Here is a 22,610-nt window from a genome sequence, read left to right as displayed (position 1 = left end):
CTTCCAGTGGTCAGCTGGTGGTCGCGGTCGGTGCGGGCGTCCAGGGCTGGAGCTTGTTGGCGAGCCGGATCTCGTCCACGATCCGGCCGATGATGGTCGTGATGCCGAAGTCCTTCGGGGTGAACACGGCGGCGACGCCGGCGGCCTTGAGGGCCTCGCCGTCCGCTGCCGGGATGATGCCACCCACGATCACCGGGACATCCTCCACCCCGGCGCGGCGCAGTCGCTGCAGCACGTCGGGCACCAGCTCGGAGTGGGCGCCGGAGAGGATGGACAGGCCCACGCAGTGCACGTCCTCCGCGACGGCGGCGGAGACGATCTGCTCCGGGGTGAGCCGGATGCCCTGGTAGACCACCTCGAACCCGGCGTCGCGGGCCCGGACGGCGATCTGCTCGGCACCGTTGGAGTGCCCGTCCAGGCCGGGCTTGCCGACCAGCAGACGCAGCTTGCCGGCGCCCAGCTCCTCGGCGGTGGCGGCGACCGCGGCACGCACCGCGGCCAGCTCGCCGCCGGGCTCGGCGGCCACCGCGACCGGGGCGCCGCCGACGCCGGTGGGGGCGCGGTACTCGCCGAAGACCTCGCGCAGGGCGAAGGACCACTCCCCGGTGGTGACGCCGGCCCGGGCGCAGGCGAGCGTGGCCGGCATCAGGTTGGCGTCGGTGGCGGCCACGGCCTTGAGCTCGGCCAGCGACTCCTGGGCGGCGACCTCGTCGCGCTGTCCGCGCCAGGCCTCCAGGGCGGCGAGGACGGACTGCTCGGAGGCCGGGTCGACGACCATGATCGCGGTGTCGAGGTCGGCCGTGAGCGGGCTCTCCTCGGTGGTGTCGAAGCAGTTGACGCCGACGATCTTGTCCTCGCCGGACTCGATCCGGGCCCGCCGGGCGGCGTGCGAGGCGACCAGGTTGGACTTCAGGTAACCGGACTCGACGGCCGGAATCACTCCGCCCATCTCCAGCACCTTGGCGATCTCGGCCTCGGCGCCGGCCAGCAGCTCGGCGGTCTTGGCCTCGATCACCTCGGAGCCGTTGAAGATGTCCCCGTACTCCAGCAGGTCGGACTCGTAGGCGAGCACCTGCTGGATCCGCAGCGACCACTGCTGGTCCCACGGCCGGGGCAGGCCGAGCGCCTCGTTCCAGGCGGGCAGCTGGACGGCCCGGGCGCGGGCGTCCTTGGAGAGCGTCACGGCGAGCATCTCCAGGACGATCCGCTGGACGTTGTTCTCCGGCTGCGCCTCGGTCAGGCCGAGCGAGTTGACCTGGACGCCGTAGCGGAACCGGCGCTGCTTCGGGTCCTGGACGCCGTAGCGCTCCAGCGTGACCTTCTCCCACAGCTGGGCGAAGGCACGCATCTTGCACATCTCCTCGACGAAGCGCACGCCGGCGTTTACGAAGAAGGAGATCCGGGCGACCACGTCGCCCATCCGCTCGGCCGGCACCTGGCCGGAGTCGCGGACGGCGTCGAGCACCGAGATGGCGGTGCACATCGCGTAGGCGATCTCCTGGACGGGCGTGGCGCCGGCCTCCTGCAGGTGGTAGCTGCAGATGTTGATCGGGTTCCACTTGGGGATGTTCCCGACCGTGTAGGCGATCATGTCGGTGATCAGGCGCACCGAGGGGCCGGGCGGGAAGACGTGCGTCCCGCGTGACAGGTACTCCTTGACGATGTCGTTCTGGGTGGTGCCGGTGAGCCGGGCGACGTCGGCGCCCTGCTCCTCGGCGACCACCTGGTAGAGCGCCAGCAGCCACATCGCGGTGGCGTTGATCGTCATCGAGGTGTTGGTCTGTTCGAGCGGGATGCCGTCGAACAGGGTGCGCATGTCGCCGACGTGGCCGACCGGGACGCCGACCCGGCCCACCTCGCCGCGGGCGAGGATGTGGTCGGAGTCGTAGCCGGTCTGGGTCGGCAGGTCGAAGGCGACGGAGAGGCCGGTCTGACCCTTCGCCAGGTTCCGCCGGTAGAGCGCGTTGGAGTCGCTCGCGGTGGAGTGCCCGGCGTAGGTGCGCATCAGCCAAGGGCGGTCACGCTTCTGCTGCTCAGTCATTGGATCGGCCTCAGACGTTCCGGCTGCGGTTGATGTTCCGCTCGCCGAGCTCGCGGAAAAGGTTGATGGCGTCGATGTGCTGCGCGCGGAACTCCTGGTCGCGCACGCCCAGGCCCTCCTCGGGGGCCAGGCAGAGCACGCCGACCTTGCCCTGGTGCTTGTTGTGGTGCACGTCGAGGGCGGCCTGGCCGGTCTCCTCCAGGGAGTAGACCTTCGACAGGGTCGGGTGGATCTTGCCCTTGGCGATCAGGCGGTTGGCCTCGAAGGCCTCGCGGTAGTTGGCGAAGTGCGAGCCGACGATCCGCTTGAGCGACATCCACAGGTACCGGTTGTCGTACTGGTGCATGAAGCCGGAGGTGGAGGCGCAGGTGACGATGGTGCCGCCCTTGCGGGTGACGTACACCGAGGCGCCGAAGGTCTCCCGGCCCGGGTGCTCGAAGACGATGTCCACGTCCTCGCCGCCGGTGAACTCGCGGATCTTCGAGCCCAGGCGCTTCCACTCGCGCGGGTCCTGGGTGTTCTCGTCCTTCCAGAACCGGTAGCCCTCGGCGGAGCGGTCGATGATCGCCTCGGCGCCCATGGCGCGGCAGATCTCGGCCTTCTGGTCGTTGGAGACCACGCAGATCGGGGTGGCGCCGCCGGCCAGCGCGTACTGGGTGGCGTACGAGCCGAGGCCGCCGCTGGCGCCCCAGATCAGCACGTTGTCGCCCTGCTTCATGCCGGCGCCGTTGCGGGAGACCAGCTGGCGGTAGGCGGTGGAGTTGACCAGACCGGGGGAGGCGGCCTCCTCCCAGGTGAGGTGCTTCGGCTTGGGCAGCAGCTGGTTGGTCTTCACCAGCGCCAGCTGGGCCAGGCCGCCGAAGTTGGTCTCGAAGCCCCAGATACGCTGCTCCGGGTCCATCATCGTGTCGTTGTGGCCGTCCGGGGACTCCAGCTCGACCGAGAGGCAGTGGGCGACGACCTCGTCGCCGGGCTTCCAGGCGTTGACGCCCGCGCCGGTGCGCAGGACGACGCCGGCCAGGTCGGAGCCGACCACGTGGTACGGCAGGTCGTGGCGCTTGGTCAGCGGCGACAGACGGCCGTAGCGCTCCAGGAAGCCGAAGGTGGAGACCGGCTCGAAGATCGAGCTCCACACGGTGTTGTAGTTCACCGCGCTGGCCATGACGGCGACCAGGGCCTCCCCGGGGCCCAGCTCGGGCAGGGCGACCTCGTCGAGGTGGAGGGACTTGCGGGGGTCCTTGTCGCGGCTGTCGAGTCCCGCGAACATCTGCTCCTCGTCCTTGTGGAGCGTGACCGCTCGGTAGGACTCGGGGAGCTCGATGGCGGCGTAGTCCTCCGACGTGGCGTCGTTGCTGAGGATCGCGTCGAGGATTTGCTGCATGGCTCTGCCTCCGAAGGCGTACCTGTGTGAGGGCGCACAGGGCGTCTGGGGGAGCCGGGAGCGGACACCGGCTTCGCTGAAGTGGGTGGTGGGCGGGTCAGGCTGGGCCCGGCGGTGGACCGGGTGGTGACTGGCACTGCTCCCGGGGTGTGGGAACACCGGACGACGGCGCGCCGAGGTGGGGAGCCGCGGCGCCGCGACTGGTGGGTAACAACGTAGTGGCACCCTGTGCCACTCGTAAAGACACCGGGTGTCAGGAATTCCGGCGGGTTCGTGCCACCTTCGAGCGGTGCCGAACGGGTACGAAAAGGGCCCGCGCCGATTGCTCGGCACGGGCCCTCGATACTGCTGTGACCTGCGGAAATGTCGCTGTCAGGCTGGCCTGGAGCCGCTCAGTGCGGCCCGGATGCTGTCCACCACCACGTCCAGCGGAGCATCCGTCCGGGCGACTGTGATGAGTACCTCACCTCCGGGGCTGGCACTCAGTGCGCTCTCGGCCAGCACCTCCCCAGGGGCCCCACTGGCACCGGGTGCCACCAAAGATCCCCGACGCCTGGCACCGGGCGCGTTGGACGCCCAGAAGGTCCGCCGGATCACCTCGAAGGAGTGGTCCAGCTGCGCCTCGACGTCCCCCCGGCCGCCGGCCCGAAGCCAGCGCCGCAGCACGTGGTTGTGCGCAGCGACCACGGCCGCTGCCGACACCTCGGCCAGCATCGAGTCGTCCTCGCCGCCGCGCTGCCAGCCCGACGGGATCTCCTCGCCGGTGTCGAAGCGGCCCAGCAGGTACCGGGTGAACAGCCGCTCGTACCGGGCCACCACGGCGATCTCCCGCTCGCGCAGCGCCGGGACCTGACGGATCAGCTGGTACCGCGCGACGGACACCCCCGGGGTGGAGGCGTACATCCGCAGCACCTCCTTGATGCCCCGGCAGACCACGTCCAGCGGGTGCTCCGCGGGCTCGGCGCTGGCCAGCAGGTCGGCCACCCGGACGAGCGTGTCGTCGTGGTCCGGGAAGATCGCCTCCTCCTTCGACCGGAAGTACCGGAAGAAGGTGCGCCGGGCCACCCCGGCCGCTGCTGCGATCTGGTCGACCGTGGTCTCCTCGTAGCCCTGCGAGGCGAACAGGTCCATCGCGGCCGTGGCCAGGTCCTGGCGCATCTGCAGGCGCTGCGCCGCGGCCCGGCGGCTGCCCGGCCCGCCGTCCGGCCCGGTGCCCCCGGCCGACGGGGCCGGCCGGTCGGCGCCGCGCGGTACGGCGGACTGCTGCGGGGTGGCTGACTGAACCCGATCCATGTCCGGAACGCTACACGGCCCCGGCGGCGCCCCGGCCGCCCTTCCCCGGCGGACCGGCGAGACCGGCCCGGTCACGGCCGGGCGGGGCCAGCGGGCGGACACCGTCCCCGGGTTCCAGGCGGACCTCGGCTGGCCCGAGGCGCCCCCCGACGCGCCCCCTGAGGCGCCCCCCGACGCGCCCCCCGACGCGCCCCCCGACGCGATCCCGGCCGGCGCCGCCCCGCGCGGAGCGGCGCCGCCGGCCTGCGGCGTGGTCACCGGCGCGCGTGGTCGCGGAACCCGCGGCCGGTCTTGCGGCCCAGGCAGCCGGCCGCGACCAGGTGCTCCAGCAGCGGCGCGGCGGCCAGGCCCGGCTCGCGGAACTCCTGGTGCAGCACCTGCTCGATGGTCAGCGACACGTCCAGGCCGACCACGTCCAGCAGCTCGAACGGGCCCATCGGGTAGCCGCAGCCCAGCTTCATCGCGGTGTCGATGTCGTCCACCGTCGCGTAGTGCTCCTGGAGCATCCGCACCGCGTCGTTCAGGTACGGGAAGAGCAGCGCGTTGACGATGAAGCCGGCCCGGTCCCCGCACTCCACCGGGTGCTTGCGCACCTTCGCGCACAGCCCCAGGACGGTCGCGGTGACGTCCGGCGCGGTCAGCACGGTGGAGACCACCTCGACCAGCTTCATGGCCGGCGCCGGGTTGAAGAAGTGCATGCCGATCACGTCCTGCGGCCGCGAGGTGGCGGTCGCGCAGCTGATCACCGGCAGCGAGGAGGTGGTGGTGGCGAGCACCGCGCCGGGCCGGACGATCTTGTCCAGGGTGGCGAACAGCTCCCGCTTGACCGCCAGGTCCTCGGCTACCGCCTCGACCACCAGGTCGACCTCGGCCAGCTCGGAGTACTGGCCGACCGGCGTCACCAGGGCCAGCGCGGCGTCCCGCTGCTCCGCGGTCAGCCGGCCCTTGGCGACCGACCGCTCCAGCGACCTGGCCAGCTGCGCCTTGGCCTTCTCGGCCTTCTCCTGGCTGCGGGCGGCCAGCAGCACCGGGTGGCCGGACTTGGCGAACACCTCGGCGATGCCGGTCGCCATCGTGCCCGAGCCGCAGACGCCGACCGTCCGCACCTCGCGGCCCGGCACCTTCGGCTGCGCCGGCCCGGTGGCCGCGTCGACGGCCTTGGACGAGCCGGGCGCCTCGTAGGTGTAGAAGCCGCGGCCGGACTTGCGGCCGAGCAGCCCGGCCGAGACCAGCTGGCCGAGGATCGGGGCGGGCGCGTGCAGCCGGTCCCTGGACTGCTCGTACATCGCCTCCAGGACGGTCCGCGCGGTGTCCACGCCGATCAGGTCGAGCAGCGCCAGCGGGCCCATCGGCAGGCCGCAGCCGAGCCGCATCGCGGCGTCGATGTCCTCGCGGGAGGCGTACTTGGACTCGTACATCGCCGCGGCCTGGTTCAGGTACGCGAACAGCAGGCCGTTCACCACGAACCCGGCGCGGTCGCCGGCCGCGACCGGCTCCTTGCCGAGGTCCCGGGCGAACGCGGCGGCGTCCATGGCGACCTGCGGGGCGGTCAGCACGGTGCGGACCACCTCGACCAGCTTCATGGTGTGCACCGGGTTGAAGAAGTGCAGGCCCAGCACCCGGTCCGGACGGGCGGTGGCGGCGGCGATCCGGGTCACCGAGAGCGCGGTGGTGCCGGTGGCCAGGACCGTCTCAGGCGGGCAGATCCGGTCCAGCTCCGCGAAGACCTCCCGCTTCAGCTCCAGCTGCTCGGGCACCTCCTCGATCACCAGGTCGGCCCCGGCGGCGGCGGTCAGCTCGTGGCCGACCGAGATCAGCGCGAGCAGCGCGGCGCGCTCCTCGGCGGTGATCCGCTCCCGGTCGACGGCGTGCGCGGTGGCCTCCTCGATCCGGGCCAGCGCCCGGGCGGCCGAGTCCTCGGTGGCTTCGATGCCGATCACCCGGCGGCCGCTCTTGGCGACCGCCACCGCGACACCGGCACCCATCGTGCCGAGGCCGACCACGGCGACCGTGGGGAAGGGACGCTCCATTGTCCTGAACTCCTAGTCATGAGGGGCCCGCGCGCGCTCCGGCGGGCGCGCCGCCGCGCCCGGACGCACGCCGGGGGCGGCCGCCGCCGGAGGAGGGTTCGCGCGCGGGGGCTGGGGAGATGACGGTTGCGGCGCACGCGCGCAGCGGCCGGTCCGCTCCGGCCGAACTGCGGGTGTGCCGTGGTACTCAGGCGCTCAAAGGTGAAGGAAGCGGCGCTGATACGAGGAGAGAACCCGGCCCGCCGCGGTTCGCGGCACCGGCCGGTGAAGGACGCACGACGCCGTCGGTGCGGCTCCCGAAGCCCGACGGTGGTGCGTGCGGCCACTGTAGCGAAGCTACTGCCCAGTAGGAAGAGGTCGGTCGGGAGCAGTGCGGCCAGGACCGGGAGCAGTCCGGCCAGGAAGAGTGCCGTCCGCCCCGAACGAGTGAACGGGAGGACGGGCGTCCGTTCCAACCACTCGATAGGGGAGTTCCGGGGACCCCGCGGGCGGGGCAGCATGAAGGCATGACTACCGGAACCGTCGCCGTGGGCACGGCCGCGTCCTCCTCCGGCGCGACCGGCCCGACCGGCCTCGACGCCCACCTCGCCGCCGTCGCGCTGCCCCCGCGCGCCGAACGAGCCGAGCGGGCCGAGGCCACCGCCGACCGGCTGCGCGCGGCCGGCGTCGAGGCGGTCGCCGTCACCTGGGTGGACAACGCGGGCATCACCAGGGTCAAGGCCGTCCCGCTGAGCGGCCTGGTGCACACGGCCCAGTGGGGCGTCGGCGCCGCGCCCTGCTTCGACGTCTTCCTCGCCGACGACACCATCACCACCAGCCCGATCATCGGCGGTCCCACCGGGGACCTGCGGCTCTACCCGGACCTCGACCGGGCCGTCCCGCTGGCCGCCCAGCCCGGCTGGGCCTGGGCCCCGGGGGACCGGCACACCCAGGCGGGCGCCCCGCACCCCGGCTGCCAGCGGCTGTTCGCCCGCCGGATGGAGGCCGCCGCGGCCGCACGCGGGCTGAGCCTCAAGGCCGGGATCGAGGTCGAGTGGGTGGTCGCCCTCGCCGGGGCGCCGCAGGACGAGCCGCAGTACCCCACGCACGGCCCGGCGTACGGGATGCACCGGCTCACCGACCTCTCCGACTACCTGCGGGACGTCCTGCGCGCCCTCGGCGAGCAGGGGCTGGCCGTCCTGCAGATCCACCCCGAGTACTCGCCGGGCCAGTTCGAGGTCTCGGTCGCCCCCGAGGGCCCGGTCGGCGCCGCCGACACCTCCGTCCTGGTCCGGCACACGATCCGGGCCGTCTCCGCCCGGCACGGCCTGCGGGTCTCCTTCGCCCCCGTGGTCGAGGCCGGCGCGGTCGGCAACGGCGGCCACCTGCACCTGAGCCTCTGGCGCGACGGCCACAACCTCGGCCGCGGCGGCTCCGGCCCGCACGGCCTGACCACCGAGGCCGAGGGCTTCCTCGCCGGCGTGCTCGGCGCGCTGCCCGAGCTGCTGGTGCTCGGCTGCTCCAGCCCGGCCGGGTACCTGCGGCTGGTGCCCTCGCACTGGGCCGGCGCCTACCAGTGCTGGGGCCTGGAGAACCGCGAGGCCGCGCTGCGCCTGGTCACCGGCTCGACGGGGGAGCGCTCCGCCGCCGCCAATGCCGAGGTCAAGTGCTTCGACGCCAGTGCCAACCCCTATCTCGCGGTCGGCGCGGTGCTCGCCACCGGCCTCGTCGGGCTGGACCAACGACTCGCCCTGCCACCGGAGTTCATCGGAGACCCGGTCGCCGCCGCGCCCGGCACGGTGCCCCGGCTGCCGGCGAGCCCGGCCGAGGCGCTGGCCGCGTACGAGCGCTCGGCGGTGCTCCGCGAGGCGCTCGGCGAGCCGCTGTACCAGGCGGTGCTGGCGGTCCGCCGGGCCGAGGCCGAGCAGTACGCCGAGGCCACCCCCGAGCAGGTGGTCGCGGCCACCCGCTGGCGGTTCTGACCGGTGCCCTCGCTGGACGTGCCCGCGCTGGTCGACCACCACTGCCACAGCGTGGTGGCGGCCGACCTCGCGGACGACGCCCTGGCCGGGCTGCTCACCGAGTCCGACCGCCCGCCCGCGCCCGGCACCTCGCCGTTCGACAGCGCGCTCGGCCTGGCCGTCCGGCGCTGGTGCCCGCCCGCGCTCGGCCTGCCCGCGCACGCCCCGGCCGCCGACTACCTGGCCCGGCGGCGCGAGCTGGGCGCCGCCGAGGCCACCCGCCGGCTGCTGGCCGCCGCCGGGCTGGACACCTGCCTGGTGGACACCGGGCTGTCCGCCGCGGCGGGCCGTCCGCTGCTCCCGCTCAGCGAGTTCGCCGAGGCCTCCGGGGCCCGGGTGCGCGAGGTGGTGCGGCTGGAGTCGGTGGCCGAGGCCGCGTCGGCGACGGCCGAAGCCTGGCCGCAGGCCGTCCGCGAGGCACTGGCCGGGGCCACCGCCGGCGCGGTCGCCGTCAAGTCGGTGATCGCGTACCGGCACGGTCTGGCCGTCCCGCCCGAACGGCCCGCGACGGTGGCCGTGGTGGCCGCGGCGGGTGCCTGGCTGCGCTCCGGACGCGGCCGGCTGACCGATCCCGTCCTGCTGCACCACCTGCTCTGGACGGCCGTCGACGTGTGCGCCGGGCTGGGCCTGCCGCTCCAACTCCACACCGGCTTCGGCGATCCGGACCTCACCCTGCACCTGGCGGACCCGTCGCTGCTCACCGGTTTCGTCCGCGCGGCCGAGTCGAGCGGCGTCCCGCTGGTGCTGCTGCACGGCTATCCGTACCACCGGCAGGCCGCCTGGCTGGCCCAGGCCTTCCCGACCGTGTACACCGACCTCGGGCTGACCGCTTCCTACGCCGGGCCGCGGGTGGCGGCGGTGCTCGGCGAGATGCTGGAACTGGCGCCCTTCGGCAAGCTCCTGTTCTCCACCGACGCGTACGGGCTGCCGGAGCTGTACCTGGTCGGCGCGGCGCAGTTCCGGCACGGGCTGGGCGAGTTGCTCGCGCGGTGGCGGGCGGACGGCGCCTGTTCGTCGGCGGACGCCCAACGGCTGGCCCGGCTGGTCGCCGCCGACAATGCCCGCCGCCTCTACCGGCTCTGAGCCGCTACCAAGTGACGAACCCGTAGGTGCCGCCGACGCCCGGGCCGAGCTTGGGCAGGTGACCCTCGGCCGACATGTCCAGCCGCCAGTCGCCGTCCGCCCAGCGGAGGTTGGCGGTCGTCGAGTTGTGGATCCCGGGCCGGGCACCCGGAAGGTCGACGAGCAGCATGACCATGGCCCGCTCCGGCGTGTAGGTCATGACGGAGAAGGCGACCACCTTCACCGAGCCGACGCCCTCGGCGTGGAGCGGGTCGTTGAGTCGGTGGTCGGCGTATTCCTTGGCCGCGCTCGGCGGGTAGATCTGGGTTCGGGCGGCCTTTTCCCAGTCGTCGTGGCCGGTGTCGATCGCCGCGAGCACGGCGGCGGCCCTGGCGGCGCCTTCGGGGGTGTGTGCGAAGCAGTGCCAGAAGCCGCCCTCGTAGAGGAGCGGGCCCGTGGTGCGGGAGGTGGGGACCAGCAGCGAGCCAAGCGGCTTGAACTCCGTCCCGGGCGGAGTGGCGGTCGGCTTGCTCTGGTCGTGGTCGTCGGTCTGGCAGCCCGGGCCCCGATCGCCGGCCGGCACCGGCACCGGTGGCGTGGTGGTGGCCGGTGCGGGCGCGGTGGTCGCTGCGGTCGAACTCGGAGTGCTCGCAGCACTCGTGGCCACGCTCGTGGGCGCGGTGGCGGTGGCGGTGGCGCCGGTGGACGTGGACGTGGGCGTGCAGGCGGCGCTCAGAGCGAGCGCGGCGACGGCGGCCAGGGCGATGGCCCGAGGTCTGATGGACATGGCTGTGAAGAGTCCCCCGTGGTGATGACGATTCCGATGGCATGGATCATGCCAGCCGCGGACAGGGGGCGTGGTGGGCGGTCCGACGGATGGTCAGCCGACAAGGCCGTCGTCGATGCGGATGGTCAAGTTGTGACGATTAGATGACTACCTCTTGCAAATCTCATCGCATATTCATTAGCGTCCCGACCATTCCAGTGCACCTGCCAACCGCGGCCGCTGCATGACGACTCGGGAGGGCCAACCCCTATGAGTGTTCCTCGGATCAGCCGGACCCGGTACGCGGCGGTGGGCCTCGTGCTCGCCACCGCCGGCGCCCTCGCGCTCCCGGCCGGCACCGCCGTCGCGGCCCCCGCGGCCGACTCGACGACCGGTCCGCTGCTCAGCTACGTGGTCAACACCAAGGCCAACCACGGCCAGGTGCAGAAGGTCGAGAAGGCGGTCACCACCCTGGGCGGCACGGTGGTGTACTCGTACGAGCAGATCGGCGTCGTCATCGCCCGCTCGAACGACACCAAGTTCGCCGAGAAGCTGCGCCAGGCCAAGGGCGTCGAGTCGGTCGGTGCCAGCCGCACCAAGGGCATCACGGCCGCCGACCAGTCCAAGGCCGAGGTCGCCGCCGAGCCCACCGCCGCGCCCGCCCCCGGCCAGGAGCCGTACGAGGCCAACCAGTGGGACATGCGCCAGATCGGTGTCGACAAGGCGCACAAGATCTCGCTCGGCAGCCGCAACGTCACCGTCGGCGTGCTGGACTCGGGCGTCGACGCGACGCACGAGGACCTGGCCCCCAACGTGGACGCCTCGCAGTCGGTCTCCTGCATCGACGGCGGCAAGCCGAACACGGACTGGAAGTCCTGGCAGCCCACCACCAGCGACCACGGCACCCACGTGGCCGGCACCATCGCCGCCGCGAAGAACGGCAAGGGCATCGTCGGCATCGCGCCGAACGTCAAGCTGGCCGCGGTCAAGGTCGTCGACGACGGCGGGTTCATCTACCCGGAGTACGCGATCTGCGGCTTCGTCTGGGCCGGTGAGCACCAGTTCAAGGTGACCAACAACAGCTACTACGTCGACCCGTGGATGTTCAACTGCCCGAACGACAAGGACCAGGAGGCGATCACTGCCGCCATCCGCAAGGCGGTCGCGTTCTCGCAGCGCAAGGGCGTCCTCAACGTGGCCGCGGCCGGTAACGAGAACATCGACCTGGCCCACAAGACCACCGACGTCAGCAGCCCGGACGACACCACCCCCGGCACCCGCCCGGTCACCAACGACTGCCTGTCGCTGCCGACCGAGCTGCCGGGCGTCATCGCCGTCTCCTCCGTGGGCGTCAACGGCGACAAGGCGTACTACTCCAGCTACGGCAAGGGCGTCGTGACCGTCGCGGCCCCCGGTGGTGACCGCCGCTACCAGCTGCCGGACACCCCGGACAAGGACGGCCGGATCCTCTCCACCATCCCGGGCAACAAGTACGGCTACATGCAGGGCACCTCGATGGCCACCCCGCACGTCACCGGTGTGGTCGCGCTGCTCGCCGGCACCTTCCCGTGGGCCAGCCCCGACGAGCTGACCGACCTGCTGACCAGCCAGGCCGAGTCCCACGCCTGCCCGACCGCCGAGTTCAACCCGGGCGGCGCCGGCCAGTGGAAGGCCACCTGCGAGGGCGGCGAGAACGACAACGGCTTCTACGGCGCCGGCATCATCAACGCCGAGAAGGCGGTCCAGTGGTGGCGGTGACGTGCTGACGCGCCGGCGTTGATTACGGCGACAGCTGAACACTGAGCTGGGGAGCGGGACCTCGGGTTCCGCTCCCCAGTCGTTTTTGAGTACCCGTACTCAGGCCGGCGCACCGCCCGCTCGCCAGGATGAAGCCGTACCGCACGGATTCACCCCAGGAGTTGAGCAGCATGGCGCAGACCTTCACCGGCCGGACGGATGGCGGGCGTACCTGGCCCTTGCTCGTCCTCGGCGTGGTCGAACTGTTCGTCGCCGGGCCGATGTTGGCGATGCTCGTGATGACCGGCCTGGTGGCCGGCGTGATGGGCCTCGCCAGCGGCAGTTCGGCCGTTGTCGTGCTGGGCCTCGCCCTGCTGCTGGCCCTGGGACCGCTGCTCGGACTGGGTCTCGGGTTCCTGCTGGTCCGGGTATTCGAGCTGCGCAGGGAGCCCGGCGCGTTCCCGCTGATCAGCTTCGGCCTGCTGGCCGGCACCGCGATCGAGTACCTCTGCTGGATCCGCCCCGCCATCGGCTGAGGGCCCTAACTCTCGAAGTGGTGCTCCCACACCGTCTCGACCGACGGTTTGCCGTGCAGGTCCGGCACAGTCTGGAGCCAGGCCGGCCGTCCGGCCCTGGTCCGGGCCGCCCGCCGCCGCTCCGCCTCGCGCAGCTGCTCGGGCGTGGCGAAGCCCTCCGGCAGCCACTCGGCGGAGAGCACCGCCCGGGCCGCCAGGTGCGTGACGTACGCGTGCCGCACCGCGGCCACCGAGTCGAAGCCGGGCTCGTCGGCCAGCCACTCGTCGGGGACCAGCGCCAGCACCTCCTCCAGCAGCCCGACGGTGACCAGCGGGCCGAGCTCCTCGTCGGCCAGCCGGACGTCCGGGGCGCAGCCGCCGAGCGCGTGCGCGCTGAGGTCGTAGCGCCTGCCGACGGCCGCCTCGGCGGTGGCCCAGCGGTGGTGGAAGATCAGCGCCGCGCCGTTGTCGATCAGCCAGAGCCGCCCGTGCCAGACCACCAGGTTGGGGTTGTGCACGGTGCGGTCGACGTTGCCGGTGAGGGCGTCCAGCCAGACCACCCGGCCGGCCTCGGCGGAGTCCACCGGGATCAGCCCGGGCCGGTAGTCCCGCGCGCCGGGCAGCAGGTCCATCCCGAGGTTGAGGCCGCCGCTGGCCTTGAGCATGTCCTGGATCTCGGCGTCCGGCTCGTCCGCGGCGACCGCCGGGTCGAAGTCCACCAGCCGCAGCTCCGGGACGCGCAGGCCGAGCCGCCGGGCGAGTTCGCCGACGATCACCTCGGCGACCAGCGCCTTGCGGCCCTGCGCGGCGCCGGTGAACTTCACGACGTACGTGCCCAGGTCGTCGGTCTCCACGACGCCCGGCACCGAGCCGCCGGCCCGCAGGGGGTCGACGTAGCGCACTGCTGTCACCAGTTCGAGCACACCGGCCACCCTACGGCCTCGGGCCCGTCTCCGAACTCCCGTCGTCCGCCCGACCGCGAGCCCCGGAAGGCCCGGCACCCGGCGCTGTGGTTGGCTTGCCGCGAGAACCGAACCACCACACGAGGAGTACAAGGTCATGGGACAGGTGCTGGCCACCACCGAGCGGGTCTACGACGCCGCCCCCGAGCGGGTGTACGAGGCGCTGGCCGACTACCAGGTGACCCGCCCGAAGCTGCTGCCCGCGCAGTACAGCGAGTACGAGGTCCGGGCCGGCGGCACCGGCGCAGGCACCCAGGTGCACTGGAAGCTGCAGGCGACCGAGAAGCGGGTGCGGGACTGCCTGTTCACCGTCTCCGCCCCGAAGCCGGACCAGCTGGTGGAGACGGACGCCAACTCCAGCATGGTCATCACCTGGACCGTCGCGGCGGCCGGCGAGGGCCGGTCCAAGGTGACCGTCTCGGCCACCTGGCAGGGCGCGGGCGGCATCGGCGGCTTCTTCGAGCGCACCTTCGCCCCGAAGGGCCTGAACCGGATCCACGACCAGGTGCTCGCCAACCTGGCCGCCGAGGTCCGCTGAGCCACCGCGGCACTGCGGTAATTCGCTTGCGGATTCGAGGAGTTCGTCCACCCGTACGAGCCACGAGCCGTACGGGTGGACGGCCCGCCACCTGCGGGTGACGGGGACCGCCCGGCACGGCGGAGCGACCCTAGGCTCGCCGCCGTGCATATGACGATCCTTCACATTTCGCAGCCGGTGGACGGCGGAGTCGCCCGCGTCGTCGTCGATCTGGTCCGGGGCCAGCGGGAGGCCGGTCACCGGGTGCTGGTGGCCTGCCCGCGCGGCGGCCGGCTGGCCGAGGAGGCCGCCGCCGTGGGCGCGCTGGTCCAGGACTGGCCCGCCGAGCGTTCGCCCGGTACCGGCACCCTGGGGGAGGCCTGGCGGCTGCGCCGGATCGTCCGGGCCGCCGCGCCCGACGTGGTCCATCTGCACAGCGCCAAGGCGGGGTTGGCCGGCCGGCTGGCCGTCCGCGGCGCGGTGCCGACCGTCTTCCAGCCGCACGCCTGGTCCTTCGCCGCCGTGGACGGCGCCCTGGCCGCCGCCACCCTGCGCTGGGAGCGCTTCGCGAGCCGCTGGGCGCACCGGCTGCTCTGTGTCAGCGTCCAGGAGCGGGCCGACGGCGTCGCCGCCGGGGTGCACGCCGACTGGGCGGTGGTGCCCAACGGCGTGGACGTCCGCCACTACGCGCCCGCCGACCGCCGGGCCGCCCGGATCGCGCTCGGCCTGGACCTGGACGCCCCGCTGGCGGTCTGCGTCGGGCGACTGTGCCGGCAGAAGGGCCAGGACGTGCTGCTGGCGGCCTGGCCGGAGGTGCTGCGCCGGGTGCCGCAGGCCCGGCTCGCGCTGGTCGGCGGCGGGCCGGACGAGCAGCAGCTGGCGAAGGTGGTCCGGGAGTCGGCCGAGCCGTCCCGGGTCCGGCTGGTGGGGGACGTGCCGGATCCGCGGCCGTGGCTGGCGGCGGCCGATCTGGTGGTGCTGCCCTCGCGCTGGGAGGGGATGGCGCTGGCCCCGCTGGAGGCGATGGCGGCCGGCCGTCCGGTGCTGCTGACCGACGTGCCCGGGGCCCGGGAGTGCCTGCCCCCGGCCGAGCGCGCGCAGGCGGTCGTCCCGGCCGAGGACGTGACCGCGCTTGCCACCCGAATGGCCGAAGCGCTGTCCGATCCGATCGAGTGCGAGCGCCGCGGTGCCCGGCTCCGTCGTCACGTGGTCGCCCGGCACGACGTCCGCACGGTGGTCGAACAGGTGGACGCTCTGTACCGCCATCTGCTGGGGGCCGGCCCGGCGGCCGGACGGCGCCGCACCCGTGTCCCAGAGCGGATCTGATCGTTTCACATGCCGTGAATGCCCGCCGTTCAGGCGCGGTCGTATTCGCACCCTCAACCGGATAAGGGCGAGGCGCTAAATCCGAAATACCTATTAATGGGCGGCTGGAATGAAATGGCAAGTCACTTTCCAGCCGGAAAGGCTCGGCTCGGTATTGTCTGATTTTGCCTGCTTCGTTTCGATTTTACGCCGGGAATTTGCGAGAGAGCCTAGAGCCGCCAGCGGCAGCAGGTGCTGTCAGGACCGCGCCCACCGGGCTGGGACGGCCGCTCCGCGCCAACCGGTGCCGGGGCGCCGTCACCCCGGGCACACAGCAGGGGAGTTCGTGCGCTGATGACCATTGACCACGACAGCGTGCCGCGATCCGGCCGACCCCTGGCCGGCCCGCGGCGGCCCGGCACCGGGCTGCTCGACCGCCCGGCCGGGGCGGCGCAGACCTGGGCCGTGCCGCCGCCGCACCGGCACCGCAGGGCGGTCCGCTCCCGGCTCGCCCTGCCGCTCGCACTGGTCCAGGTCGACGCGATCGCGCTCTGCGCCGCCACCGGCGTCGCCAACCGGGTGCTCGACCCGGCCGTCCGGGTCGCGCCGCTGCTCGGCGCCGCCGCCGTGCTCCCCCTGCTGCTCGCCCTCAACCTCGCCGGCGGCCTCTACCGCACCCGGCTCACCCTCTCCGTCCTCGACGAACTGCCCGCGCTGGCCGTCCGGGCCGTGGTCGCCACCGCATTCGCCGTCACCCTCACCGGCTGCCTGGACGGCCGCTGGCCCGACTGCGGCCCGGCCACCCCGGCCCGGCTCACCGCCCTGCTCGGCGCCCAGCTGCTGATCGCCGCCCTCGGCCGCGGCGTGCTCTACCACCTGGTCCGGCGGATCCGTCGCAGCCGCCCCACCCCCGTCCTGGTGCTCGGCGCCGGCCGGCTCGGCCGCCGGGTCGCCGCCGCTCTCCGTGAGCGCGGCGAGTACGGGATGCGCCCGGTCGGCTTCCTCGACGCCGACCCGCCGCTGCTGGCCGGCGACATCGACCTGCCCGTCCTCGGCGGCCGCGAGGTGCTGGAGCGGGAGATCCGCCGGCACCGCATCCAGCACGTCGTCGCCACCGCCGGCGCGGCCGACGAGGACGAGACCGCCGCCACCCTGCGCGACGCCGTCCGGCTCGGCTGCCAGGTCTGGCTGGTGCCGGCGCTGCGCGAGTACGGCTCGCTGCCCGCCACCCCGCCGGCCGGCGGCGACCACCTGTGGGGCTTCCCCTGCCTCCAGGTCGGCCACCCGGCGATGCGCCGCCCCGGCTGGGCCGCCAAGCGCACCCTGGACGTGACCGCAGCTGCGCTCGGCCTGCTGCTGCTCGCCCCCGTCCTGGTCCTGTGCGCGCTGGCCGTACGCTTCGACACCGGCCCCGGCGTGCTCTTCCGCCAGCAGCGCACCGGGCTGGACGGCCGGGTCTTCACCGTCCTCAAGTTCCGCACCCTGCGCCCCAGCAACGAGCACGAGTCGGCGACCCGCTGGAACATCTCCCAGGACCACCGGATGGGCGCCGTCGGCAAGCTGCTGCGCCGCAGCTCGCTGGACGAGCTGCCGCAGCTCTGGAACGTCCTGCGCGGCGACATGAGCCTGGTCGGCCCACGCCCCGAGCGCCCCTACTTCGTCATGCGGTTCAGCCAGGCCTACCCCGAGTACGCGGACCGCCACCGCGTCCCGGTCGGCCTCACCGGCCTCGCCCAGGTCAACGGCCTGCGCGGGGACACCTCGATCGAGGACCGGGCCCGCTTCGACAACCGCTACATCGAAAGCTGGAGCCTCTGGCAGGACGTCAAGATCCTGTGCCGCACCGCAGCCCTGATGCTCCACCCGGACGGGAGCTGACCAGCGTGGCCCTCACCCTCCCCGCCGTCCCCCGGCCGGCCTTACGGAAGACCCTTCCCGCACTCGCCGACCGGCCCAGCCTGCTCGCCGCGGCGACCGTGCTGCTGGTCTGCGTGCCCACCGGCGAGAAGGACGTCACCGCGGCCGTCCACATCACCGCCGCCGACCTCGCCTCGCTGGCCCTGGTCGCGCTCACCGCGCTGAACCTGCTGCGCGGGCGCCTGCCCGCCGTCGGCACGGCCACGTGCGTCCAGTTCGCCGGGATCGTGGCCGCCGCCGCCGTCGCCACCGTCGGCTCGATCGACCCGGCCGGCAGCGTCACCGGCTTCGTCCGGCTCACCCAGGTGTTCGTCCTGGTGCCGGCCGCGGTGCTCTGCTCGCTGCGCGACCGCACCGACCAGCGGCTCGTCCTCGGCTCCTTCGTGGCCGCCGCCCTGATCCAGGGCGTGGTCGGCGCCCACCAGTACCTCACCCGGACCGGAGCCTCCTACACCGGCCAGCCGATCCGGGCCGTCGGCACCTTCGGCGCGCTCGACATCATGGCGATGTCCACGGTCGTCAGCTACGGCCTGCTCGCCGCCCTGGCCCTCGCTCTCGGCGAGCGCGGGCCCGGCGGCAACGCCCGGCTGCGGCGGGCCATGTTCGGCGCCGCCGCGTTCCTCGCCTTCCCGCTCGCCGTCTCGTTCAGCCGAGGCAGCTGGATCGCCACCGGCGTCGCCGTCACCGTCCTGCTGCTGCGCGCCGACGCCCGGCTCCTCGTCCGCAGCGCGGTGCTCGGCCTGGCCGCAGCGGTCGTCCTGATCGGCGGCCTCGGCCTCGGCGCCTCCGGCGTCACCGAGCGGCTCAGCTCGATCGGCTCCGTCTCCGCCGCCCCCGACCAGTCCGTCTCCGACCGCTACGACCTGTGGGCCACCGCCGGGCGGATCTGGCAGGACCACCCCGTCCACGGCGCCGGCCCCAAGGCCTTCCAACGACTGCGCGACAGCCACGCCCCGCTGCGGCTCTCCAGCGGCAGCGACGCCGCCGACTCCACCATCGGATTCCAGCGCGAGCCGCTGCTCTCCCCGCACAACATGTACTTCCTGGTGCTCAGCGAGCAGGGCCTGATCGGCATCGTCGCCTACGCCGCGCTCTTCCTCGGCCTGCTGGTCGGCTGCCTGCGCCGTTCCCGCGGCCCGGGCCTTGCCGCGCTGGCCCTGCTCACCTGGGTGCTCGTCGACTTCCTGTACGCGGACATCGGCGGCACCACCACCGTGCTGACCTCCGTCGTCCTCGGCCTCGCCGCCCGCGCCGCGACCTCGGAGGCCTGAATGACCACTGACCAGCCCGCGCTCACCCCCACCCTGCCCGCGCCCCGCAGCGCCCCCGCCGCCGAGACCGAGAGCGATCCCGGCCCCGATCCCGCCCCCCGGCGCGGCTTCCTGGCGAAGGCCTTCGGCATCACCGCCGTCCTCAGCGCCGCCGGCTCCGCCCTCGGCCTCCTGCGCGACCTGCTACTGGCCCGGTACTTCGGCGCCAACCAGGGCACCGACGCCTTCCTGGTCGCCTGGACCGTCCCCGAGACGGCCGCGCCGCTGCTGATCGAGGACGCCATGTCCTTCCTCATGGTGCCCGCCTTCACCCTCGCCCTGGTGCTGCGCGAGGAGCGCCCGGACGGCCCGGACCCGGTCCGCCAGCTGGTCCGGGCCACCCTGCCGTGGCTGCTGCTCGCCCTCGGCGCCCTCGCCCTCGGCGCCGCGCTCGGCGCCCCGCAGCTGGTCGAGCTGCTGGCCCCCGGCCTCGCCAACCCCGAACTCGCCGTCGACTGCACCCGGATCACCGCGATCACCGTGCTGCCGTTCGGGGTGGCCGGCTACCTCGCCGCCGCGCTGCGCGCCCACCACAGCTTCACCGCACCGGCCGGCATCTACGTCGCCTACAACGTCGGCATCCTGGCCGTGCTGCTCGGCTGCCACGCCTTCCTCGGCGTCAGCTCGGCCGCCCTCGGCGTCGCGGTCGGCAGCCTGCTGATGTCCGGACTGCTGATCGGCCCGTTCGTACGGCGGCTCCGGGCCGGCCGCCCGGCCCGCGCCCGCCGCACCCGGGGCGCCGGCCAGGCCCTGGTGCTGATGCCGCTCGCCCTGCTGCCGGTCGCGGCGTTCACGCTGACCCGCCAGTCCCAGGTCTTCGTGGAGCGCTACCTCGGCTCCGCGCTGCCGCCCGGCACCATCTCGCACCTCAACTACGCTGCCAAGGTCTCCCAACTGGCCATGACAGCGGGCATCCTGATCTGCACCGTCACCTTTCCGCTGGTTGCCAGGGCGCTCGCCGCCGGGGACCTCACCGGCGCCCGCGACCGGGTGGAGAAGGACCTCGGCCAAGCCGCCGCCGTCGTCCTGCTCGGCACCGCCTTCCTGATGGCCTGCGCCCCCTCGGTGGTCTCGCTGCTGTTCCAGCGCGGCGCCTTCGGCCCGCAGGACACCGCCGCCACCGCCGCCGTCATCCGGGTCTACAGCTTCGGCCTGCCCGCCCAGGCGCTGATCGGCGTGATGATCCGTCCGTACTTCTCACTGCGCCCGGTGGTCCGCCGGGCCGACGATTCGGGCACCGACGACGGCGGGCGGCGCCTGCTCGACTGGTACCCGGTCGCCGCCATGGTGCTCGGCCTCGCCGTCACGGTGACGGTCGGCCTGCTCGCCACCCCCCGCTTCGGCGCGCTCGGCCTCGCCGCCGGGAACGCGGCCGGCATCACCGCCACCGCGGCGCTGCTGCTGCACGGCCTGGTCCTGCGCGGCATCCCGCTACGACTACGCCGCGTGCTCGGCGGCCACGGCCGGCTGCTGACCGCCGCCGCCGGGGCCGCCGCGCTAGGCACCGCCGCGGCCGGCATCTCCGCCGACCCCCTGCCCTCGACCCTGCTCGGGGGCCTGACCGTGGCGCTGGCCTTCGCCCTCCTCGGCACCGGACTCGGTGCCCGCGAGGTGCGCGGCCCGGTCCTCGCCGCCGTTCGGATCCTGAACCCGCCAACCGTCGCCGATGAAGGGAAGCTTCCCCATGGACACTGAACGGGGAACCGTCCGTTCGGCCGAGGCGGGCGCCGTCGACGCCCCGCCGCACTGGGCGCGACTGCCCAGGAGCCGCAGCCCGCTCGGGGAACTGCCCGGCCCCGGCTCCTCCTCGCAGTGGATCCTGATGTACCACTCGGTGGCGGTCGAGAAGGAGGACCCGTACCGGCTCACCGTCAGCCCCGACCGGTTCGCCGAACAGATCGCCTGGCTGCACCGGCGCGGCCGGCGCGGCGTCTCGGTCCGCGAGCTGATGCGGGCCCGCGCCGCCGGGCAGGACGACAAGCTCGTCGGCCTCACTTTCGACGACGGCTACGCGGACTTCGCCCGGCACGCCGTACCGATTCTGCAGGCGTACGGCTTCACCGCCACCGCCTACGTCGTCGCCGACCTGCTCGGCCGGGCCAACGACTGGGACGCCGAGGGCCCGCGCAAGAAGCTGCTCACCGTCCAGGAGGTGACCGAACTCGCCGCCGCCGGCTGGGAGATCGGCTCGCACGGCCTCGGCCACCAGTCGCTGCCCGGCCTGTCCGCCGACGTGCTCGCAGCCCAGACCCGGGAGAGCCGCCGGATCCTGGAGGAGGTCGTCGGCGGTCCGGTCACCGGCTTCTGCTACCCGTACGGCCACGTCGACCTGCCCGCCACCCTGGCCGTCCGGGACGCCGGCTACGACTACGCCGTCGCGATCGCCCACTCCCCGCTCACCGGCCGCTTCGCGCTGCCCCGCTGCTACGTCGGGGACCGCGACGGCGCCTGGCGGCTGCGCGCCAAGCACGGCCGGCACCGGTTCCGCGACACCGTCACCGAACTGCGCCGCAGCCGCATCGCCCGGCCCCGCCCCGAGCCACAGGGCAGCGGGTCCCAGCGACCCGGAGGCGAGCGGGCGACCAAGGAGTCCGGGCGGTGAGGATCCTGCACATTGTCACCGGCCTGGCCTCCGGCGGCGCCGAGCGCCAGCTCCACCTGCTGCTGCGGCACCTGCCGCCGCACCAGCAGTGCGAGGTGCTCGCGCTGACCAACCCCGGCACGGTCGCCGCCGCCCTGCGCGCCGACGGCGTCACCGTCCACCACCTGGGCATGCGCGGCAACCGCGACCTCGGCGCGCTGCCCCGGCTGGTCCGGCTGGTCCGCACCGGCCGCTACGACCTGGTGCACACCCACCTCTACCGGGCGCAGCTGTACGGCCGGCTCGCGGCGCGCCTGGCCGGGGTTCGCGCGGTGGTCGCCACCGAGCACTCGCTGCACGCCGGGGTGATCGAGGGCCGTCCGGTCACCCGCGGCGTCAAGGGCCTGTACCTGGTGGCCGAACGGCTCGGCACCACCACCATCGCGGTCTCCCGGCAGGTCGCCCAGACGCTGCACGCGTGGGGCATCCCGCCGGCCCGGGTCGAGCTGATCCCGAACGGCATCGACGCCGCCCGGTTCCGCCGCCCGGACGCCGAACGGGCCGCCGCCCGGCACCGGCTGCGCGCCGAACTCGGTCTGCCGCAAGGGAGTTGGGTGGTCGGCGGGATCGGCCGGCTGGTCCCGGGCAAGCGCTTCCACGTCCTGCTGGAGGCGCTCGCCGAACTCGACCAGGCCACCAGGCTGGTGCTGATCGGCGAGGGCCCGCAACGCGCCGCCCTGGAGCTGACGGCCGCCGAACTCGGCGTCCGGGAACGGCTGGTGCTCACCGGCGAGCGCGACGACGTGCCCGACCTGCTCACCGCGCTGGACGTGCTCGCCTCCCCCTCCACCGAGGAGACCTTCGGCCTCGGCGTCCTGGAGGGCCTCGCGGCCGGCCTGCCGGTGCGGCACAGCGCCTGCCCGGCGCTCGACGAACTGCCGCCCAGCGCCGCCCCGCAGGCCCGCCGCATCCCGTCCGAGCCCGCCGCGTACGCCACCGCGCTGCGCGAGCTGCGGCACCTGAACGACCACAGCGCCGACCCGCTGCCGCACCCGCCGGCCGTCGGCCACTACGACATCGTCCGGGTCGCCGCCGACCTGGGCGCCCTCTACGACCGCCTGGCCCGCGCCTGACCGCCCGCCTCGCCCCGGACCTTTCCCCGAACCCCCGAACCGCCGGGCCGCCGGCCGGGC

At 73.7% G+C, this 22,610-nt stretch carries 17 protein-coding genes; 11 read left to right on the top strand and 6 right to left on the bottom strand.

Annotation, left to right across the window (positions count from 1 at the left end; translation table 11 throughout):
• Positions 1 to 10 precede the first annotated feature (10 nt).
• The 4 genes from KV557_RS21405 to KV557_RS21390 form a co-directional block, all read right to left on the bottom strand.
• A complete protein-coding gene (locus KV557_RS21405) occupies positions 11 to 2,041 on the bottom strand; it encodes a protein meaA (protein ID WP_218202612.1) in 2,031 nt (676 codons plus the stop codon).
• Between the two features lie 10 nt (positions 2,042 to 2,051).
• A complete protein-coding gene (gene ccrA / locus KV557_RS21400; RefSeq protein WP_218202610.1) occupies positions 2,052 to 3,422 on the bottom strand; it encodes a crotonyl-CoA carboxylase/reductase in 1,371 nt (456 codons plus the stop codon).
• A gap of 372 nt (positions 3,423 to 3,794) precedes the next feature.
• Positions 3,795 to 4,715 carry a TetR family transcriptional regulator gene (locus KV557_RS21395; RefSeq protein WP_218202609.1) on the bottom strand — a complete coding sequence of 307 codons (921 nt, stop codon included), beginning with the start codon at positions 4,713 to 4,715 and terminating at the stop codon, positions 3,795 to 3,797.
• A gap of 254 nt (positions 4,716 to 4,969) precedes the next feature.
• The gene (locus tag KV557_RS21390) at positions 4,970 to 6,745 is read right to left on the bottom strand and encodes a 3-hydroxyacyl-CoA dehydrogenase family protein (protein WP_218202607.1); all 1,776 of its coding nucleotides are present in this window, start codon (positions 6,743 to 6,745) and stop codon (positions 4,970 to 4,972) included.
• 506 nt (positions 6,746 to 7,251) lie between these two features.
• On the opposite strand from KV557_RS21390, the gene KV557_RS21385 reads away from it, so the two are divergent.
• Positions 7,252 to 8,706, top strand: coding sequence for a glutamine synthetase family protein (locus tag KV557_RS21385; RefSeq protein ID WP_218202606.1), 1,455 nt, complete (start codon positions 7,252 to 7,254; stop codon positions 8,704 to 8,706).
• 3 nt (positions 8,707 to 8,709) lie between these two features.
• The gene (locus KV557_RS21380; RefSeq protein WP_374106658.1) at positions 8,710 to 9,828 is read left to right on the top strand and encodes an amidohydrolase family protein; all 1,119 of its coding nucleotides are present in this window, start codon (positions 8,710 to 8,712) and stop codon (positions 9,826 to 9,828) included.
• A 4-nt stretch (positions 9,829 to 9,832) separates the two neighbouring features.
• On the opposite strand, the gene KV557_RS21375 is transcribed toward KV557_RS21380, so the two are convergent.
• On the bottom strand, positions 9,833 to 10,594 hold the full coding sequence (locus KV557_RS21375) for a hypothetical protein (RefSeq protein ID WP_218202605.1): 762 nt from the start codon (positions 10,592 to 10,594) through the stop codon (positions 9,833 to 9,835).
• Between the two features lie 249 nt (positions 10,595 to 10,843).
• Between KV557_RS21375 and KV557_RS21370 the strand changes: the two genes are divergently transcribed.
• Both KV557_RS21370 and KV557_RS21365 read left to right on the top strand, forming a co-directional pair.
• The gene (locus KV557_RS21370) at positions 10,844 to 12,331 is read left to right on the top strand and encodes a S8 family peptidase (protein WP_218202603.1); all 1,488 of its coding nucleotides are present in this window, start codon (positions 10,844 to 10,846) and stop codon (positions 12,329 to 12,331) included.
• A 170-nt stretch (positions 12,332 to 12,501) separates the two neighbouring features.
• Positions 12,502 to 12,846, top strand: coding sequence for a hypothetical protein (locus tag KV557_RS21365; protein ID WP_218202601.1), 345 nt, complete (start codon positions 12,502 to 12,504; stop codon positions 12,844 to 12,846).
• 5 nt (positions 12,847 to 12,851) lie between these two features.
• Here the strand turns inward: KV557_RS21365 and KV557_RS21360 are convergent, their stop codons facing one another.
• Positions 12,852 to 13,748 carry a HipA family kinase gene (locus tag KV557_RS21360; protein ID WP_218202598.1) on the bottom strand — a complete coding sequence of 299 codons (897 nt, stop codon included), beginning with the start codon at positions 13,746 to 13,748 and terminating at the stop codon, positions 12,852 to 12,854.
• 136 nt (positions 13,749 to 13,884) lie between these two features.
• Between KV557_RS21360 and KV557_RS21355 the strand changes: the two genes are divergently transcribed.
• From KV557_RS21355 to KV557_RS21325, 7 genes are all read left to right on the top strand, one after another.
• A complete protein-coding gene (locus KV557_RS21355) occupies positions 13,885 to 14,325 on the top strand; it encodes an SRPBCC family protein (RefSeq protein ID WP_218202596.1) in 441 nt (146 codons plus the stop codon).
• Positions 14,326 to 14,475: 150 nt separating this feature from the next.
• Positions 14,476 to 15,630 (top strand): glycosyltransferase, encoded by a 1,155-nt coding sequence (locus tag KV557_RS21350; RefSeq protein WP_218202595.1) that lies wholly within the window; start codon positions 14,476 to 14,478, stop codon positions 15,628 to 15,630.
• 333 nt (positions 15,631 to 15,963) lie between these two features.
• Positions 15,964 to 17,487, top strand: coding sequence for a sugar transferase (locus tag KV557_RS21345; protein WP_218202593.1), 1,524 nt, complete (start codon positions 15,964 to 15,966; stop codon positions 17,485 to 17,487).
• Between the two features lie 5 nt (positions 17,488 to 17,492).
• Complete coding sequence (locus KV557_RS21340) at positions 17,493 to 18,797, top strand: O-antigen ligase family protein (RefSeq protein WP_308129998.1); 1,305 nt, start codon at positions 17,493 to 17,495, stop codon at positions 18,795 to 18,797.
• On the top strand, positions 18,798 to 20,531 hold the full coding sequence (gene murJ, locus KV557_RS21335; protein WP_218202591.1) for a murein biosynthesis integral membrane protein MurJ: 1,734 nt from the start codon (positions 18,798 to 18,800) through the stop codon (positions 20,529 to 20,531).
• Positions 20,521 to 21,438: a polysaccharide deacetylase family protein gene (locus KV557_RS21330; RefSeq protein ID WP_218202589.1), complete on the top strand. Its 918-nt coding sequence runs from the start codon at positions 20,521 to 20,523 to the stop codon at positions 21,436 to 21,438. Before murJ ends, KV557_RS21330 begins: the two co-directional genes overlap by 11 nt.
• The gene (locus KV557_RS21325; RefSeq protein WP_218202587.1) at positions 21,435 to 22,550 is read left to right on the top strand and encodes a glycosyltransferase; all 1,116 of its coding nucleotides are present in this window, start codon (positions 21,435 to 21,437) and stop codon (positions 22,548 to 22,550) included. The genes KV557_RS21330 and KV557_RS21325 overlap by 4 nt, the downstream gene beginning before the upstream one ends.
• The last annotated feature ends 60 nt before the right edge of the window (positions 22,551 to 22,610 follow it).

It is taken from the genome of Kitasatospora aureofaciens (assembly GCF_019192735.1).
Lineage (GTDB): Bacteria > Actinomycetota > Actinomycetes > Streptomycetales > Streptomycetaceae > Kitasatospora > Kitasatospora aureofaciens_A.
The sequence above is the reverse complement of the archived record's forward strand: the minus strand, read 5'-3'. Positions and strand labels throughout refer to the sequence as shown.

Bases quoted from the DNA above. Each gene is read 5' to 3' on its own strand.
- KV557_RS21385 (WP_218202606.1), top strand. From the start codon at position 7,252: ATGACTACCGGAACCGTCGCCGTGGGCACGGCCGCGTCCTCCTCCGGC.
- KV557_RS21390 (WP_218202607.1), bottom strand. From the start codon at position 6,745: ATGGAGCGTCCCTTCCCCACGGTCGCCGTGGTCGGCCTCGGCACGATG.
- KV557_RS21365 (WP_218202601.1), top strand. From the start codon at position 12,502: ATGGCGCAGACCTTCACCGGCCGGACGGATGGCGGGCGTACCTGGCCC.
- KV557_RS21350 (WP_218202595.1), top strand. From the start codon at position 14,476: ATGACGATCCTTCACATTTCGCAGCCGGTGGACGGCGGAGTCGCCCGC.
- KV557_RS21375 (WP_218202605.1), bottom strand. From the start codon at position 10,594: ATGTCCATCAGACCTCGGGCCATCGCCCTGGCCGCCGTCGCCGCGCTC.
- KV557_RS21355 (WP_218202596.1), top strand. From the start codon at position 13,885: ATGGGACAGGTGCTGGCCACCACCGAGCGGGTCTACGACGCCGCCCCC.
- KV557_RS21405 (WP_218202612.1), bottom strand. From the start codon at position 2,041: ATGACTGAGCAGCAGAAGCGTGACCGCCCTTGGCTGATGCGCACCTAC.
- murJ (WP_218202591.1), top strand. From the start codon at position 18,798: ATGACCACTGACCAGCCCGCGCTCACCCCCACCCTGCCCGCGCCCCGC.
- KV557_RS21395 (WP_218202609.1), bottom strand. From the start codon at position 4,715: ATGGATCGGGTTCAGTCAGCCACCCCGCAGCAGTCCGCCGTACCGCGC.
- KV557_RS21330 (WP_218202589.1), top strand. From the start codon at position 20,521: ATGGACACTGAACGGGGAACCGTCCGTTCGGCCGAGGCGGGCGCCGTC.
- KV557_RS21345 (WP_218202593.1), top strand. From the start codon at position 15,964: ATGACCATTGACCACGACAGCGTGCCGCGATCCGGCCGACCCCTGGCC.
- ccrA (WP_218202610.1), bottom strand. From the start codon at position 3,422: ATGCAGCAAATCCTCGACGCGATCCTCAGCAACGACGCCACGTCGGAG.
- KV557_RS21370 (WP_218202603.1), top strand. From the start codon at position 10,844: ATGAGTGTTCCTCGGATCAGCCGGACCCGGTACGCGGCGGTGGGCCTC.